The organism is Candidatus Bathyanammoxibius amoris (assembly GCA_024451685.1).
GTDB classification, from domain to species: Bacteria; Planctomycetota; Brocadiia; order Brocadiales; family Bathyanammoxibiaceae; genus Bathyanammoxibius; species Bathyanammoxibius amoris.
In genome coordinates this window covers 84,210-100,362 of the sequence record JAMXCW010000001.1, presented here as the reverse complement: position 1 = coordinate 100,362, position 16,153 = coordinate 84,210, and the positions used below count along the sequence as shown (strand labels likewise).

Here is a 16,153-nt window from a genome sequence, read left to right as displayed (position 1 = left end):
GCTAAAAATAATTCGGATATGTGCCACAATACTAATATATTCTAGCTTTTCTTCTGATTCTTCCCGCCCATCTCTTTGAGTGCTTTCAGGCTGGAGTCAACGTCACCGCTTTGCTCCTCCATGGCCTTAATCTCTCCCAGATTGGTCTGAATATCTTCCCCATCCGTTTCCAAATCCAGAATCTCCGGCACGTAACCCGTTTTTATCTTTAAGGTCTTCTTGGGGCATTGCTTGACGGGTTCTATACCTATCTCTTCTCTTGAGGACAAGTTGCCAACCTGGCGCGCAATCTCTTTGGCAACTCTTTCTGATATCTCCTTATCTAGGGCGGCTTCTCTTTTCTCTTCTCTCTGGGGAGCCTCCCCAAAGATCCACAATAACACCGAACTAAGTTGCCCTCTAAGCCAAACTATTAGCTCTCTTATCATTTTCCCTGCACGTCTATCGCATTTTTCAGCAGTTCAGTCTCAGGCACAAGCGGAAAGCCCGCCAGCCTTGACCCCTGCCTCAAGCCTTTTCTCCGGCTTTAGCTGTACTGGCCCCTATGTCTCTTAACACTATATAATAGACATATTTTGCCTTTTTTCAAATGAGTTTAAAATATTTTTTTCTTTCTGACACTTCCCTAAATAGTCTGATGATAGAAAAAAATGCCGCGTTCGAGACTAGCATCTTACACGGAAGCTTCACCAGTCACCGGTGAAGTACCCTGTTTTGAGGATATTGGCATCCCAGTTGCCACCAATCCGGCTCCCCCCTCATACTATTTTGTAGGAAAAAGCCCCCGTATGTCTTGCGCTGTTCAGGTTCTACGCCGCACTTTTTGCTCTCTGCCGCACAGGTAAAGTTTGTTGTTTGACTTCCCGGGATCTTTGCTTTTGGCACATATTCTCCAACCACTTCAGCTTTTCCTGTAGTTTCCAGAGTTGGTTTTTGTGTAACCCCTGTACTGAATACAGGTTAGGCTGTTTTCCGGTGGGATTCGCAACTGTATATGTCTTTCACGGGGAGTACCGCCTCCACAGTTCGTATGTATCTTTCCCCGTTGAGGTTATGATATGTTGCCCCTGGGCCGGTTTCGATGTAGATGGGTATGGTTTCTCTGGCGGCAATTTCTGCGGGAAATAACCAAAAAGGCTGGGGGTTATTCCCCAAGACGCTGCTGTTCGATTTCATGCAGTGTGTGGAGACGCCCCCTGTCCACTCCAGGGCAGGACTCCTTCAGCTCCTCCCAGGTATTTCTGCCCTTAAGATTCGAGGACCAGAATGGGAAGGTACGGCACTGCTTTGGTCTGGCCTTGTAGACACGGCATCCGTTTGAGTACATAATGCAATCACCATTTTGGAATTCAAGGAGGCTCGTCCTTCGGCCCACCTTCCGCAGGTACTTTCTGGCAAATCCGTCCAGGGACTCCTTCATGTAACTGGATATGGACCCAATCTCTTTAGTGGTAACCCAGACGTCTCCAGGCTCTCCACGGCAACAGTTGCCGCATCTCTGGCACTCAAAACGAAGGCCCTTGCCATACCATGGCCTGCGTTGTGCGTCTTGTTTCTTCACTTTCTCTATCCCCGGTAAACCGCCGTAAAACAAAAAACAAAAGGAATGCCAGGAGAAAATATGCGCAAAAAGCTTCCCCTAACATTCCTTAAACTTTAAGACAATTTATGTCGTCAACAAAAACAACTATTCGTAGTGGTCAGGAACCCAGACCTTCTCTTGATATTCCTGCCAGTAACCGCTTGGGACAGGTTTTTCCTCGTAATGACCCTCTATTACGCGGTCACCTTGCGTATGTTCAGGTACCCACACACGCTCTGTGGTAGTAGTGTCCACCCACTGTTTCTTCGCAATGGTTTCGTAGTGTCCCTCAACAAACGTCTTGCCTTCCTGGGCCCCACTCCGCTGAGTAGCCTCCAGCTGTCTATCCTTCTCTTCCAACTGCTGCCTTAACTCTTCTTTTTCCTTTGCCTGTTTCTTCTTCTCCATCTGGTCGCCAATCAGCGCGCCGCCAAGTGCGCCGCCTCCAGCGCCAATAGCTGCGCCGAGACCGGGGACACCAAATGCCGCGCCGATACCGGCCCCTACTGCCGCTCCTCCTAACGCACCGACAGCCGTACCCTTCTGGGTACCCGTCGCCTCACAGCCAGCGACTGCCAGCGCTACCACAACGACAAATGTCAGACATAAAAGTGGCTTGTTACCCATGTCGGTCACTCACCCCCTTTCACCATAAATTCTAGACAATCCGGGCTCAGAAATCAATAAAAAGGCTCTCAAAAAGAGAAACGGCTCTTCATAAGAATCCGGGCCACAGTCACAAGTTTTATTCCAATGTAGCCATCAAATCAAAAAAAGGAATACTAGCAGAATTTTGCCTGTATATATCTCTACAATAGCATTCCTTTTTGAAATCGATATGTCTATATACTCAGTACCCGCCCCGCTGTGGAGTCTGAATCTGCCCCTGGTTTTCTTCCCAGTTTCCGCTTGGGACAGTCCTGTCCTCATAATGACCCGGTACTACGCGGCCGTTTACCGTATGTTCGGATACCCACACACTCTCAGTCCTGCTGGTATCTACCCACCTTCTTCTGGTGTACCTCTGGGAGCCGCCGGCAGGTTCTGCACTGGCCCTTCCCTGCGCATACGCCAGTTCCTGATCCTTCTGCTGTAACTGTTGCTGTAACTCCGCCTTCTGTTTCTTCTCTTTTTTCCTTCCCAGGTGGTCACCAATCAGCGCGCCACCCAGTGCGCCACCTCCAGCCCCGATAGCCGCACCAAGACCGGGTACACCAAACGCCGCACCTATAGCGGCACCCGCTCCACCTCCAACTAATGCGCCAATACCCGTACCCTTCTGGGTCTCTGTACATCCAGAGCACAACAGGGCTGCAACAACGACAAATACCAGACATAAAAAGGGTTTACCACCCATATTCACCTCTCGCCTCCTTTCTTTCTTTATATACTTTCGCAGGGGAATTTTAGACCATACCGCCTAAGAAATCAATAAAAAGATTGGCGGATAAAAATACGTCTTTTTAAACGCGCAAGCAACAGCCGCCGACATACACCGAAACCAGGGAACAAAAAAAGGAACACCCGCGGGAGACATGAGCGCGTAAGTCCCGCTGGCATTCCTTTTTTAAAGTGAATTACTGTACTCATTAAAGACGCAGTTATTCTTAGCTGTTGGGCACCCAGACCTTTTCCTGGTATTCCTCCCACCTCCCGCTTGGGACGGGCCTGTCTTCGTAATGGCCTTCTATTAAGACGCCGTCCTTCGTATGTGCAGGCACCCACACACGCTCGATATTGGAGGTATCTATCCACCGCCTTTTGGTAACGGTGTCGTAGTGGCCGGCATCGCCGGCTCTGGCAGCCGCCAGCTCCTGGTCTTTCTGCTGCAACTGCTGTTCTAATTCTTCCTTTTGCTTTTTCTGTTTCTTCCTTCCGAACATGTCGCCAATAAGCGCACCGCCCAGGGCGCCGCCTCCGGCACCAATCGCCGCACCAAGCCCCGGTACACCAAATGCCGCCCCAATACCTGTGCCGACTACTGCGCCGGTGACCGCTCCGATACCCGTCCCCTTCTGCGTATCTGACATCTGACAGCCGGAGCATACCAGCACTATCGCCAGGGCAAATACCAGACACAAAGATGATTTTTCACCCATGTCCGCTCACCACCACCTTTCTCCATAGATTAAAACGCGTCTACCCGGGAAAACGAAGGGTATTTCCAACAAAGAGGCCGCTACTTATTCTTCGCCTTCTCCTCTTCCAACTGCTTTTTGACCTCCTCCTTCTCCTTTTCCTCATCCTTCTTTTCCAGGTGCTTACCAACAAGTGCACCACCCAGTGCACCTACGCCCCCGCCAATTAACGCACCTGTACCGGGGGCTCCTACTGCCGCACCGATAGCGGCACCTCCCGCCGCTCCGCCTACAGCGCCAATACCTGCACCCTTCTGGGTCTTTGTCATCTCACAACCTGTAAACGCAAGTACACTTACGAGAAGACACATAATAAAAATCTTATTATTCATGGTACACACCCTCCCCTCTTTTGTGCCTCCCGCACTTCAGATCTGAACCGCTGCAGGCCTCACTGCTCCATCGATACAAATCAAGCAATCAATATAGAGGTCCGATGCGAAACGCCTTGTTAAAAGGGTAACTCACCGACCATGCAGCGAGACCGCATGTTAATCAACCTGGTGCTGGAAGGCTGACGGCTTGTGCTGTTAATACTATTTCGCCCGCTCCTCGTCCAACTGTTTCTGAAGCTCCTCTTTCTCCTCCTCTTCCTTTTTCTTTTCCTTATGCTCACCATACAGTGCGCCGCCTACCGCACCGACGCCTAAACCTATGCCGGCACCTATTCCCGCACCGACCGGACCGGCCACACCAGCACCCACGGCGGCACCTGTTGCCATACCGGCTCCCGCACCAACGGCAGTACTCTTTTCCGTAGTTGTGCAGCCTGGAAGTGCCAGTGCCGCCACGAACAAGCAGATAACCAAGGTCCTGTTGTTCATCTCTTTTTCTCCTCTAAAAAACTTTTGTTCTACACATTAAAATACACACAAATTTTACCGCTAAATAAGGCTCTATCAAGAGATTAATTAGTCTAATCAATGGGGCTTCGGATATCAATGCGCACCATTTTCCACCGCAGGCGGTACAGGCATAAAGGCCCCAGGCGACGGCAACGGACGCAATTGGCGTCAATCACACTTTCATTACCCGTCAAAGGTATGAGGCCGTAGGCTTCCCGGAAGAATTATACCAGACGGCCGTACCTTTTGCCAACACGCAGTGGCTGTTAGACTGGCCGGTCTCACAGACTGTTTCCGAATAAAGCACGTACACCCAGGTACACAAAGGTGTATGTATGGTGGTACACACCTAAGTCTCCAAAACAGAACGGTTTACGCACCATCCCGCCTCTATTGTAAATTACATGCAACACACTATGCGTGTCGCTTCCGTCAATGTTCAACACATGGGTTCTACTAATGTTCATATAATTGTTGTATTGTCAACATGATATGTAACCTCTGCACCTTTACAGGCGGGGAAACAGGCGCGAAACAAATGGTATGGCAATTGCGTGTAAAGTCCGTGAGGTATTGACTTCTAAAAAAATAGAGGCAGGGAATTGCAGTTAAACCAACAAATCAAACAGATTTTGCGGGCCATAAATAATTGTGAATAGTCTTCCCGGCCGATCGTTGCAGTCCTTAGCAGTTCCTTTAGGGATTTTACTCTAGTCCCACCGTGGTCTTACTCCTGTAATTAAGGGTTTACACTGGATTTCTAAAGGCATCCTGAGGTATAGGTCCAATGGCTGACACTACCGAAAAGCCAACTGCCGGAGTAACACCAGGCAGTAGTACGCAAGCACCTCTCCCGGCAGAACCGCCTGGAAATCCTGTGGTACTTTACCTCGCCACAATCGCATTTTTCTTTTGCTTTGCCATCTGGGCCTTATATGCCCCGCTTGGACCCTACTTCAGGGAGTGGTACGGACTCTCGGCCGGGCAGGCACTGATACTGGTAGCCATTCCGGCCCTGTTAGGTTCCATAATCCGCATACCCATCGGTATATTGGCAGATAAATACGGCGGCAGGAAAGTATTCACCTTACTGCTGTTCTTCGTCATCCTTCCGTTGGTTGGTGCCATATTTGCCGACAGTTATATCATGTTTCTTATCTGCGGCCTGTTCTTCGGCGTGGCGGGCACGTCGTTCATCGTAGGTATTACCCACGTATCGGTCTGGTACCCGCAGTCGAAGCAGGGTACCGCGCTGGGGATATACGGTGTTGGTAACGTAGGTACTATACTGGCCACCATATTTGTGCCCATCTTGATTGTAAATGTCTTCGGCGGCAATGTCATTGATTCCGGGACCGGTGGGGCCGCCGCAAACACCCCGGTGGAACACACGCTTCAGGATGTCGATAGTTTCTCTCCTGAGGACATGGATAAGGGCACATCGCATCAGGAACTGCCCCCTAAATTTATGCTGGGTTCCCTGCCCGGCTGGCACCTTATTTTCGGCATCTATGCCATCCCCGCCCTGATTATGGGCATAATATACTGGATAGTGACCTCTGAGCCGCCAAGGCGTCATAAGCCCAAGACGTTCGGGCAGATCTTTAGTGTTTATAGGTCGAGCGGGCTGGCCTGGATATTCTCATATCTTTACTGGATGACCTTTGGCGGTTTTGTGGCCTTCGCACTCTTTTCACCCACCTACTTCAATGACCGCTGGGACATAGACAAACAAACGGCCTCTGTGGTATACACCACTATATTCGTCCTTATAACGGCCCTTATAAGGTCGTTTGGCGGTTGGCTTTCAGACAAGATAAACGCAAGAAAGATACTGATTGTCACCTTCGGGGTCTCCCTCGGGGTACTGGTTGCGATGACTGCCGAGATATCGTTTCCCATACAGGTTGCATGCCTGTACGTCCTTGGGGCCTGCTGCGGTATAGGGAACGCCTGCGTGTTCAAACTCATCCCCTCCTATTTTACCGCTGTGGGTGCGGTGGGTGGTCTTGCCGGGGCTATTGGTGGGACCGGCGGCTTCTTTATGCCCATTGTAATGGGCCTGATCAAGGATGCGACCGGCAGCTACAAGTACGGATTTGCGATATGGGTGGCCATATGCCTGGGGACTCTTATCGTTGTTCTAACGCCAAGACTGTTTCATAAGCAAAAGATATAGTGAGAGAAACCGTTACGGGAGCCTTAACAGATGACCAATGACGCGGCCGCCTTCAAACCACAGGGCAATACAACAGTACTCTCTTTTGCCACGGCGGCCTTTGGGGTGTGCTTTGCCGTGTGGGCCCTTTATGCCCCTTTAGGTCCGTACTTCAGGGAAGAACTACACATCAGCGAGACCCAGCTCGCCCTGCTTATATCCATACCGGCATTTCTGGGCGCCGTCATGCGCATCCCCATGGGCATTCTCACCGATATGTACGGCGGCCGAAAGGTCTTCAGCGCCCTGCTGTTATTCTGTTTCCTGCCCACCATTGCGGCTATGTACGCCAACACATACGGCTTCCTGTTCGTATGCGGTTTCCTCTTCGGCATGTCGGGGACGTCCTTTGCCGTAGGTATTCCCCACGTATCAAGGTGGTACCCTCAACACAGGCAGGGACTCGTGCTCGGTATATACGGTATCGGGAACGTCGGAGCCGCCCTGTCTACGCTGTTTGTACCACGCCTTATCATGTATTTCGGCGGGGACTGGCACAGCATCTTTCCCCTCTATGCCATCCCCTGCCTTATAATGGCCGTTCTTTACTGGCAGTTCACCACTGACGCGCCAACGGGCGCAAGCACGAAGTCACTCGGTGAGATAATGGGCGTGTTCAGGCGGACCCCTCTTGCCTGGACATTTTGCGCATTTTACTGGGTAACGTTTGGCGGTTTCGTTTGTTTCTCGTTATTCCTGCCGGCGTACTTCAAAAAGGTCTACAACATCACACCCGTACAGGCCGGTGACCTGACAACCGTCTTTATACTTGTCACGTCATTCATAAGGCCCATTGGAGGTTATCTTGCCGACAGGATGGACGGGAGGAAGATGCTCATCGTGCTGTATATCCTGATAGCAGCCCTTCTCATTCTGGAAGGGTTAAGGCCCAATCTCACCATGGCATCTGTGGCTTTTGTCCTGCTCGGCGCCCTTTTGGGTATCGGCAACGGTGTCGTTTATAAGCTGGTACCTACTTACTTCGCCGCGGAGACAGGAGCGATCGGAGGTCTGGTGGGCGCGGCCGGCGGCCTGGGGGGATTCTTTATGCCCATTGTTTTGGGTGCCTCCAGAGATATGACCGGCAGTTACTTCACCGGTTTTGGTATTGCCGCGGCCATATGCTTGTTGTGCGTGTATCTGGCGCGCAAGGAATTCAAGAGGGTAGAGTAAAAGGGTTGCCGCATCTCCCCGGCAACCGTCCGCATATTTATAAAGTGCAGACACAATTAGTGACCATCGGTCTGCGCAACCTGCTTTTTCGCAAACACTGGTGCAAACTTGCTGCCTCTAACAAGGAAAAAAGAATTAAAGTTGTGGAGCGCCCTGTACGTAATAAAGTAGGCGAAAGGCCTCTTGGGGCCGTTAAATATCTGGTCTAGTGTCAGGTGGCACGTGTAACCCAGAGCCGCGTAGACTGCCCACTGGGGAAGACCGTACAGGAGGTAGACCGCTAAAAGACAAATCACATATTCCCACGCATGAAATACCACATAAAAACGACGAAGCCTGCTTCTTGAAAAATTGTTGAGTACACGCGTATACTGCAGTGTAGGCCCGAAACTCATCCACCAGTCTAAGAAGTGGTCCACATCAATGAGCCACCCGCTCAAAAAACATGCTGCGGCGGGCACAAACTCACCCGTGTAGGCATAAACGCCCAGGCCCAGGACACCGGACGTCTTTATGTGGTTGGAAACTCTCATAGTGTCTGTAGAACGTTTACTAACTAATCACATGCCTTCATATAGATAGAAGCCGCTACGTTGAGCAGATACGACGCTGTCAAAGCGTTACTATATTTTAGTACCAAGTTTAATCATCATTGACAAACCTGTCTACATAATTAAACTTATAACCAATAGTGTTAACGAAGGGGCCTCTGGTGTGCAATATACAACAAGATAAATTATGTTTGCAAGGATTGTAGAGACCAAGAGCGGCGGGAAAATACACCGTTACCTGCGGATAGTCGAGAACTACAGGCACAACGGAAAGATAAAGCAACGGGTGCTGTGGAACCTCGGCAACGTGGAGAAGGTAAGGCATAAGCTGCCGGGGCTCACGAAATCTCTGGGTAATTATTCCGGTGAGAGGTTCATTCCGCTTAAAGAGCTGAAGTCCGAATCGGTGAAGGAGTATGGAAACATGCTCCTTTTGAAGACTGTATGGAACAGACTTAAAATCGAGAACGTTCTTGGTAACGACAAGCTCTCCGAAAGGATGAGGCCCTGTCTCATGGCCCTTACGTTTCACCATCTGCTGTACCCCGGTGGTCAACCCTCACTTGATGAATGGCTGGGCAGGGTTTATCTACCAGAACTGGCCGGTCCCCTGCGTTCAGGCAGGGTTCGCCTCAAAAAGACGGTCCTGGGGCTTTTAACGCACCTGGGGAGAGACGGCGGCAGCAGCGGACTGCGCGTCATATCGAAGGCCGTTCAGAAAAGGTCCGCGTCCTTTTGCTATATTATCAGGTTCAGGATGAATACCCCTGGTGCGCGCAAAAGCCCACTAAAAGAGAAGGGTTCACTACTGGTAATCCTCGTTGCCGGTGGTGTTGCCTGGGCATACGGCATATATGAGGGGAAAAGCCCCCGGTCCTTTATGCAGGACCTGCTCGCACACGACGGCATCGGACGGTACCTGAAAGGGCGTAAGACAACGTTCGTAACCAACAGGCAGACCGTAGGCAACGGCACTATTAACCTCTTCCACAAAGAGGACTTACCCTATGTGGCCTTCATAAACAGGTGGAATAAAAAGGCCGTTAACAGGGTCGCCTGCGGGGCAGGCAGGGCATGGGTGGCACATAGAATAAAGACCGGCAATAATAAAAAGACCCGTACTTACGTAATTTCCAGGAAGACCGCCCGTTCCCGGGATAAGAGTGGCGTTAAGTTTGTGCTGAAGACAAACGTCACGGGCCGTGCGTTTCTGACCAAAACCGTAAGGGCCCACCGAGAACACCTTAAACTGCAAGAATTTCTCGGCAGTATAACGGCCCCTCCCGGGACATTGTCCAGAGTTGGATACAAAAGGGGATATGTCTTGATATGTCTGCTTGCGTATCTTCTTAAGAACGACCTGGACAAAGGGGTCTCCCGGTTGCAGATGGGAAGCGGATTCACGTCTCTTAAGCTGCTGGACAGGTTGAAGGATATTAAGCTGGTAACGAACACGGTATCGGGGAGGAAGTTAAACTACATGACGAAGATACCTCGTCAGACGAACGTACTACTGAGGGCTTTTGGCGTAAAGAAACCCGGAACTTCACTACAGTTTTCCAGTGACGTCAGGAAACCATAACTGACATGCAACCAATGATAATCGCTCTTCTGGTCCTGGTGTTCGCCGGCACTCTGTACTCCAGGTGCTGGGTCAGGCTCAGCCTCCTGACACTCATAGTATTTTTCCTGATAGAAGTTAATGTCTGTCATGAAATCCTCGTCCCCGAGCACCGTGTGTTGTTCTGGTTAATCATCAGCATCAACGTTTTCCTGCCGGCATTTCTCATAACGCTGTTCTGGCTGGACGTGATGTACGGGTGGTTTTGCTTCGACATGTCATACTCCTGGGCGTTCGTATGGGGAGGCGCGTTTGTGTTGTTTACCATTAATCTGTTGAGCACCGTCCTGGATTTTCTTCTGACAACAAACACATAGCTACCTGATGAGGCGAGACGTTGACTGAGAAAAAGATATTCATAAGTGCAGGCGACCCTTCGGGTGACATCCACGGCGCCAACCTCATGAAGGAGGTACTCAAGAGAAACCCCGGCGTGACGTTCTATGGATTGGGGATAGACAGGATGCACGACGCCGGACTCCATTGTATGCACGCGATGGACGACCACGCAATCATGTGGGCAAGCACCCTCATCAAGATACCCACCCTCTGGCAGGTGTACAACGACTGCAAACGCTTCTTCGATGAAGAAAAGCCGGACCTTGCCGTATTGATAGATTACGCCGGCCTCAATATCTACCTCGCACGCGCGGCGGCCAAACGCGGGGTGCCGGTCATCTACTACATATGCCCCCAGCTCTGGGCCCACGGCAGCTGGAGGATAAAAAAGCTGAAAAAAGTAGTTAAACAGCTGCTCCTTGTTTATCCCTTCGAAGAGGAATTTTATGCCCCTACAGGTATGTCCTTCAAGTACGTAGGCCACCCGCTCTTTGACGAACTCAGCAAACGGGCGCAAGACGACGCCCTGGTAGACCGCCTTAAGGCTGAGAAGGGAGAGTGCCTGGTCTCAATCCTGCCGGGAAGCAGAGAGCAGGAGATAAACAAGCTCCTGCCCATATTCCTGAGGGCGGCAGACGTCGTGCGGAAGAAACTACCGCAGACAAATTTCATCATATCCTGCCACCATCCGCGGAACGTAGACCTGGTAAATAGTATCGTAAGCAGGTTCGATTTCCCGGGTGAGATAGTCATCGGCAACCTGCCGGAGGTCATTGAGGCATCCACCGTCTGCCTGGGCAGCTCCGGAACGGTAACTCTGGAGGTGGCCGCTCATCTTACCCCGATGGTGGTCGTTTACCGTATTACACCGTTTGCATACTTCGTGGCAAAGCCGTACATAGAAACCCCCTTCCTGTGCCTCGTCAACATGGTTGCCGGGGAGCATCTTGTCCCCGAAGCACTCATGTGGAGAGACAACCATCAATGGATAGCCGACCGGGTTCTGGAACTGCTGCAGGACACAGACAAGAGGAAGTACATCATAGAGGGATTAAAACGGGTCAAGGCAGCCGTAGGCGGGACCGGTGCGTCAGTGCACGCGGCGGAAGAGGTCTTACGTATGATAAACAGCAGCGTTTAGCAGACCAGGTTCAGTTAACACTTGCACCCGTTTGCGATGAAAATTATAATCTTTTATTGGCAGGGTCTTACTTAAACGGCAGGAAATGGTTTAACTCCAGCCAAAAGGAATGTGGACGTGAATCAAGCTCTTCAGGCAATCACAGCAGCCGCCGCGATCACCTTTCTCGTGGGCATATTTTTTGCCATCCAAATACTCTTTCGCAGATATTTGATGCGGGACAACAGAAAGGACCCCAGGACACAAAAAACCCTGGAGGAACAGGCTAAAGGTCGTCGCAGGGAAACACGGCCAGGGAAAAGGACCGGCAGGCCTCGATTATAGACCGGGCCTTGTTTCATTGTGGCGCCCTTGCCTCAATCATCCTCCCCAGATAAAAGACCACAACACCTATAAATAATAAAATCATCTCCTTCTTCATCGACCCCAGCATTATACCACAGTATAAGGCATCGAGTACAAGCAGCAGACCTGCCAGCATAAACAGCCATCCAGTAAATTTCATGCTTCCTCCCTGAATACACAAACACCAGCCCCTGATAATAACCTCTCACATCGAGGGGAAAGGCACATCCTGACAACCGGACACCGTCCGTCATCCGCCACCTTCGCCAACTGTCATTCAACAGAAAATACAACAAATCCCCGGGAATTCCAAGCCTGTTTCCAAAGAGCTTGAATCCACGGCTACAACCGTTATAATGGCTCTATATTTATAAGTCTATGCATAGAAAAGATTAACCGACACGCTATGGCCAGCGAAGAGAAACCAAAGAAAAACCTGGAGTTACGGGCACCACGGGGCATGGAAGACATACTGCCTCATCAGTGGCGCCTGTGGCGGAGGCTCGAGGAGGTAGCCAGGGAGATATTCGAGCTCTCCGGCTACCACGAGGTCCGCACCCCCGTCTTTGAAAACACCGGGCTCTTCGTCAGGGGCATCGGTAATACCACAGACATCGTAGAAAAAGAGATGTATACTTTTTCTGACAGCGAAGGCTCATCCATCACGCTCCGGCCGGAAAACACCGCCGGGGTGATGCGCGCATACGTCGAGTACGAACTGTACAAGACGCAGAAATTTCAAAAATTCTACTATGTCGGACCCCAGTTCCGAAAGGAAAGACCCCAGGCGGGCCGTCTCCGGCAATTCCACCAGATGGGCATAGAGGCAGTGGGCACGATGGACCCACTTGTAGACGTGGAGACGATAAGCGTGGCCACCCAGGTATATGACCGCCTCGGCCTGGTCGATTATGAAGTAAAACTAAACACCATCGGGTGCGAGGAGTGCAGGCCGTCGTATCGCAAGACATTAAAAGAGCAACTGTCACAACACAAAAAGGACCTCTGCAAGCTATGCCTGGCACGTATGGAGAGAAACGTCTTCCGCGTCCTCGACTGCAAGGAAGACAGATGCAAAGAAATAGCCCGCAAGATGCCCGTGATATACCACTATCTTTGCAAGGCGTGTAAAGACCACTTTGAGGTGGTCAAAGAGGCATTAACAGACATAAACATAAAGTACGACCTGGACGCCTTCCTGGTAAGGGGACTCGATTACTACACCAAGACCGTATACGAGGTAGTCCTCCCGATGCTCGGCGCCAGGAGTGCCATCTGCGCCGGCGGGCGTTACGATAACCTCATCGCCGAGATAGGCGGTCCGCCAACCGGCGCCGTCGGCTTCGCCATGGGCATGGAGAGCAGCATGCTCGCCCTTGAAAAGGCATATCAGAATAAAGTGCCGGTAGACGAGGGTGAACCCGTAACACAGGTATATCTGGTCTCCATCGGCGACGGCACGCACAGGGAGTGCTTCAAGATCGCCCAGAGGCTGAGGGCGCAGGGCCTCTCCTGCGACCTGGACTATGAAGGCCGGAGCCCGAAGGCACAGATGCGGTCGGCAAACAAGCGGGGGGCGAAGAGGGTCATTGTAATCGGACCCGACGAGCTGGCCCAGGGACTGGTGAAATTGAAGGATATGGAGACCGGCAAAGAAAAGCTCCTCACCGAAGACCAGTTAGCGGTATACTCGCAGGTAGACGCCGAGAACTGGGACTAGTTCCTGCCGGCGCAATATGTCCTGTAGCGGATAGCGCGGTGCTTCTCGCCCCGCGATAAGGGCACGCCAAGAAAACCTGTCCCTGCAAACTCATCGTAACAGATATAGCATAGGTGCTCTGCCACCCATGTTTGATGATACGCCATGCATTTAACATCTGACCGGGGACAGAGCCCCAGTCCTATGTTAGAGTTTACCGCCTGGGGTCGGTGGCCCGGATGACGGCGCTGATGGATTTCTGGTTAAACCCCTTAAAACCCTCCCTCCTCTGCAAATTCTCCAGATGGCTTCCCCTTACACCTTTTTCGGTAAATCTACGGCTCTCCCCCTCTGTTATATACCCATCCTCTAAAAGCCTCTTTGCCCGCTCCTGTTTCACCCGCCAGACCTCACCCTCGGTAAATGACTGCTTAAGGAAGTCAAAATTGGAGAAAGGCTTCATGCTCTCAACACCTTCTTTCGCCAGGTCTTTACGGAGCCGCTCGAAATCGAACCTGCCTGCCATGTGGTGTAGCCCGGCCTGGAAGAAGCTCTCGCCGTGGAGGCCCACCCAGAGTCCGACCGCGCCCAGTTTATTCACCGGCGGCAGGGGCCGGTGCGCGAAATCTATCCCTGTCTCCTCCGGCGTCAGGTCCAGGTCGACAAAGACGGTTATCCGTAAAACCATATGCCTCAGCACCTGCGCCCCCCAGCCGGCCTCTTTACCGGCGTAAAACCGCTCCCGGCACACGAATCCAAGCCTTTCCAGTATGCCTATCAGGTCTGACATATGCCTGCGAGAGCACCTGAAGGCATGATGGTCATGATTGCCCCAGCCAAGGCCGAGCGTATCTTGACGTCCCTTCTGGATACGTGCCGCACGGTTCCGGAAGACCCAGTACTCGCGCTCCGCCTTAAAGATAAGATAAGCCGCAAGGTCCCTGCCCACACGGGAAATCATGTCGTCAATCGTCTCTTTGGCCTCTCTGAACCCGTCCTTCTCGTCCGCATACCAGCGGCACCTTGACCGCCAGAGCCCCTCTGTGTCTGCGTATTTGGTATAATACCTGGCTTTCGGTTTTTCTGGAACGTACCCTCGATACCCGCGGCGTTCCACGGCCAGAAGTCTCGTGTTATTCTCTTCGCTCACGACCAGCCTGCGATAACGGGTGAGGGGCTCACCCTCCACGGCGTGCGTCATGCTGTGGACGGCCGCAAACGCCGCCAGCGCTTCGGGCTTCAGCGCCACCTCCAGAACTGATTCTTCTGTACCTTCGCTTATAAGTATGTCTGGGAATATGGCTCCGGGATGCGAGTAGGCGGATATACCCGGAGGGGTCTCAGCCAGAGGATTTTTGCTGAAGCCGAGATTCTCCAGTGTGGCCCTGATGTTTCCAGAATCGGGCATTACTATGTGGTCTATCCAGTCAAAAAACAGAGTACCGGTTTTTTCTACGAGAGAAGTTGCGAAGTTAGCGGCCCATTGGTTTGTCTTCAGAAAGGTGTTTACGTGTCCCTTTATAAAGCGCTCGGCGTCCGGACAACGCTTCCAGTCAAACACATCGGTCTTTGCCATAATGCCCTCTGTTACTAAGGCCCCCTATTTAATTATTCAAACGCCTTTTTATCTCTCTACCCAGGCGCGCAGCCTGTTCAATCACCCCGGGCTGGTCTTCCACCCGCTTGAACATATCATCAGTAATGGTGTCTACCTTGCCGAATATCCACGGGACAGCGCTGATCTCGCACTCCGTGCCGTAGCCGCATGAGAGGCATGGCACGTTCCCCGACGCGGTCACCTGTCCAAGCACCTCCATCCGCTCCATCTGCATAAACTGCACTATTTGCTCCGCCGCGCGTTCTGCACCGGGAATATCGTTCTCGTTGATGCCCACCGCAACCGCCACGCCCAGCTTGCCCGTGCTGAGCGCTTTCTGGTGGCGGAAACAGTACATTCGCTCCATAAACGCCTTGGTCCGGGCGTCAAGGCTCCCGTACGGCGCGTAGCCCCCTATTACCAGCGCCTGGGCGTCAAGCACCTTGCCTGCTATACCCTGCCAGTCGTCTTCCTGCTTGCACACGTTGTCGCTCACACAACCCTTACACGCGTTGCACGGATGTATATCGAGTTCCGAGAGCTTTATAAATTCCCAATCCAGACCCGTCTCATCAAGTATCATCTTTATCAGGCGGTCTGTGTTACTGTTTTCTATCGGACTCCCGCTTATTCCGAGTACCGGAGGGTTCATATCTCTAAAAAACCTCTACAAATACCTGCTCGACTGTCATACTGAGGGCATGCTCATCCACCCCGGATGACAGAGTCTATCAAATCTGCCTTGACTAGTAAATGGCTATTGGTTGTCCGAGGATACAAACCGGTTAAGCGCTGTTGAAGCTCCCCGGGCCGTTTGCACGTACCTCTAAAGAGCACCCTAACCAGGTAGGTACTACAAGCCCGACCAATACTTGGGGGCCTCAGCCAAAGAGATAAAGTGAGG

General features: G+C 51.8%; 17 protein-coding genes. 6 read left to right on the top strand and 11 right to left on the bottom strand.

Annotation, left to right across the window (positions count from 1 at the left end; genetic code table 11):
- Window positions 1-41: 41 nt before the first annotated feature.
- The 7 genes from NOU37_00495 to NOU37_00465 all read right to left on the bottom strand — a co-directional run bounded on the left by NOU37_00495 (window position 42) and on the right by NOU37_00465 (window position 4,544).
- Complete coding sequence (locus tag NOU37_00495) at window positions 42-383, bottom strand: hypothetical protein (protein ID MCQ4573718.1); 342 nt, start codon at window positions 381-383, stop codon at window positions 42-44.
- A gap of 761 nt (window positions 384-1,144) precedes the next feature.
- Window positions 1,145-1,561 (bottom strand): YkgJ family cysteine cluster protein, encoded by a 417-nt coding sequence (locus NOU37_00490; protein MCQ4573717.1) that lies wholly within the window; start codon window positions 1,559-1,561, stop codon window positions 1,145-1,147.
- Between the two features lie 126 nt (window positions 1,562-1,687).
- Window positions 1,688-2,209: a glycine zipper domain-containing protein gene (locus NOU37_00485; GenBank protein ID MCQ4573716.1), complete on the bottom strand. Its 522-nt coding sequence runs from the start codon at window positions 2,207-2,209 to the stop codon at window positions 1,688-1,690.
- Window positions 2,210-2,432: 223 nt separating this feature from the next.
- Window positions 2,433-2,939, bottom strand: coding sequence for a glycine zipper domain-containing protein (locus tag NOU37_00480; protein ID MCQ4573715.1), 507 nt, complete (start codon window positions 2,937-2,939; stop codon window positions 2,433-2,435).
- 250 nt (window positions 2,940-3,189) lie between these two features.
- Entirely contained in the window at window positions 3,190-3,681 is a 492-nt protein-coding gene (locus tag NOU37_00475; GenBank protein MCQ4573714.1) for a glycine zipper domain-containing protein, read from the bottom strand.
- A gap of 80 nt (window positions 3,682-3,761) precedes the next feature.
- The gene (locus NOU37_00470) at window positions 3,762-4,052 is read right to left on the bottom strand and encodes a glycine zipper domain-containing protein (GenBank protein MCQ4573713.1); all 291 of its coding nucleotides are present in this window, start codon (window positions 4,050-4,052) and stop codon (window positions 3,762-3,764) included.
- Window positions 4,053-4,256: 204 nt separating this feature from the next.
- A complete protein-coding gene (locus tag NOU37_00465) occupies window positions 4,257-4,544 on the bottom strand; it encodes a hypothetical protein (GenBank protein MCQ4573712.1) in 288 nt (95 codons plus the stop codon).
- Window positions 4,545-5,442: 898 nt separating this feature from the next.
- Here NOU37_00465 and NOU37_00460 point away from each other — a divergent pair.
- Window positions 5,443-6,744 (top strand): MFS transporter, encoded by a 1,302-nt coding sequence (locus NOU37_00460; GenBank protein ID MCQ4573711.1) that lies wholly within the window; start codon window positions 5,443-5,445, stop codon window positions 6,742-6,744.
- A gap of 30 nt (window positions 6,745-6,774) precedes the next feature.
- The gene (locus tag NOU37_00455) at window positions 6,775-7,956 is read left to right on the top strand and encodes an MFS transporter (protein MCQ4573710.1); all 1,182 of its coding nucleotides are present in this window, start codon (window positions 6,775-6,777) and stop codon (window positions 7,954-7,956) included.
- Between the two features lie 56 nt (window positions 7,957-8,012).
- On the opposite strand, the gene NOU37_00450 is transcribed toward NOU37_00455, so the two are convergent.
- Window positions 8,013-8,489, bottom strand: a complete 477-nt coding sequence (locus NOU37_00450; protein MCQ4573709.1) for a hypothetical protein — start codon at window positions 8,487-8,489, stop codon at window positions 8,013-8,015.
- A 205-nt stretch (window positions 8,490-8,694) separates the two neighbouring features.
- On the opposite strand from NOU37_00450, the gene NOU37_00445 reads away from it, so the two are divergent.
- The 3 genes from NOU37_00445 to lpxB are packed head-to-tail and all read left to right on the top strand — an operon-like array spanning window position 8,695 to window position 11,608.
- Window positions 8,695-10,089: a hypothetical protein gene (locus NOU37_00445; protein ID MCQ4573708.1), complete on the top strand. Its 1,395-nt coding sequence runs from the start codon at window positions 8,695-8,697 to the stop codon at window positions 10,087-10,089.
- Window positions 10,090-10,094: 5 nt separating this feature from the next.
- Window positions 10,095-10,445, top strand: a complete 351-nt coding sequence (locus NOU37_00440) for a hypothetical protein (GenBank protein ID MCQ4573707.1) — start codon at window positions 10,095-10,097, stop codon at window positions 10,443-10,445.
- A 20-nt stretch (window positions 10,446-10,465) separates the two neighbouring features.
- Window positions 10,466-11,608, top strand: coding sequence for a lipid-A-disaccharide synthase (lpxB, locus tag NOU37_00435; protein ID MCQ4573706.1), 1,143 nt, complete (start codon window positions 10,466-10,468; stop codon window positions 11,606-11,608).
- A 337-nt stretch (window positions 11,609-11,945) separates the two neighbouring features.
- Here lpxB and NOU37_00430 read toward each other — a convergent pair whose 3' ends face one another.
- Window positions 11,946-12,113: a hypothetical protein gene (locus tag NOU37_00430; GenBank protein MCQ4573705.1), complete on the bottom strand. Its 168-nt coding sequence runs from the start codon at window positions 12,111-12,113 to the stop codon at window positions 11,946-11,948.
- Window positions 12,114-12,359: 246 nt separating this feature from the next.
- Between NOU37_00430 and hisS the strand changes: the two genes are divergently transcribed.
- Window positions 12,360-13,673, top strand: coding sequence for a histidine--tRNA ligase (gene hisS / locus NOU37_00425; GenBank protein MCQ4573704.1), 1,314 nt, complete (start codon window positions 12,360-12,362; stop codon window positions 13,671-13,673).
- 193 nt (window positions 13,674-13,866) lie between these two features.
- Here hisS and NOU37_00420 read toward each other — a convergent pair whose 3' ends face one another.
- Window positions 13,867-15,228: a hypothetical protein gene (locus NOU37_00420; GenBank protein MCQ4573703.1), complete on the bottom strand. Its 1,362-nt coding sequence runs from the start codon at window positions 15,226-15,228 to the stop codon at window positions 13,867-13,869.
- A 28-nt stretch (window positions 15,229-15,256) separates the two neighbouring features.
- Window positions 15,257-15,901: a flavodoxin family protein gene (locus tag NOU37_00415; GenBank protein ID MCQ4573702.1), complete on the bottom strand. Its 645-nt coding sequence runs from the start codon at window positions 15,899-15,901 to the stop codon at window positions 15,257-15,259.
- Window positions 15,902-16,153: the final 252 nt, after the last annotated feature.

Excerpts from the sequence above, each read along its gene's own strand:
- NOU37_00440 (MCQ4573707.1), top strand. The coding sequence starts at position 10,095 with ATGCAACCAATGATAATCGCTCTTCTGGTCCTGGTGTTCGCCGGCACT.
- NOU37_00475 (MCQ4573714.1), bottom strand. The coding sequence starts at position 3,681 with ATGGGTGAAAAATCATCTTTGTGTCTGGTATTTGCCCTGGCGATAGTG.
- NOU37_00420 (MCQ4573703.1), bottom strand. The coding sequence starts at position 15,228 with ATGGCAAAGACCGATGTGTTTGACTGGAAGCGTTGTCCGGACGCCGAG.
- hisS (MCQ4573704.1), top strand. The coding sequence starts at position 12,360 with ATGGCCAGCGAAGAGAAACCAAAGAAAAACCTGGAGTTACGGGCACCA.
- NOU37_00480 (MCQ4573715.1), bottom strand. The coding sequence starts at position 2,939 with ATGGGTGGTAAACCCTTTTTATGTCTGGTATTTGTCGTTGTTGCAGCC.
- NOU37_00445 (MCQ4573708.1), top strand. The coding sequence starts at position 8,695 with ATGTTTGCAAGGATTGTAGAGACCAAGAGCGGCGGGAAAATACACCGT.
- NOU37_00470 (MCQ4573713.1), bottom strand. The coding sequence starts at position 4,052 with ATGAATAATAAGATTTTTATTATGTGTCTTCTCGTAAGTGTACTTGCG.
- NOU37_00450 (MCQ4573709.1), bottom strand. The coding sequence starts at position 8,489 with ATGAGAGTTTCCAACCACATAAAGACGTCCGGTGTCCTGGGCCTGGGC.
- NOU37_00415 (MCQ4573702.1), bottom strand. The coding sequence starts at position 15,901 with ATGAACCCTCCGGTACTCGGAATAAGCGGGAGTCCGATAGAAAACAGT.
- NOU37_00430 (MCQ4573705.1), bottom strand. The coding sequence starts at position 12,113 with ATGAAATTTACTGGATGGCTGTTTATGCTGGCAGGTCTGCTGCTTGTA.
- NOU37_00485 (MCQ4573716.1), bottom strand. The coding sequence starts at position 2,209 with ATGGGTAACAAGCCACTTTTATGTCTGACATTTGTCGTTGTGGTAGCG.
- NOU37_00465 (MCQ4573712.1), bottom strand. The coding sequence starts at position 4,544 with ATGAACAACAGGACCTTGGTTATCTGCTTGTTCGTGGCGGCACTGGCA.
- NOU37_00455 (MCQ4573710.1), top strand. The coding sequence starts at position 6,775 with ATGACCAATGACGCGGCCGCCTTCAAACCACAGGGCAATACAACAGTA.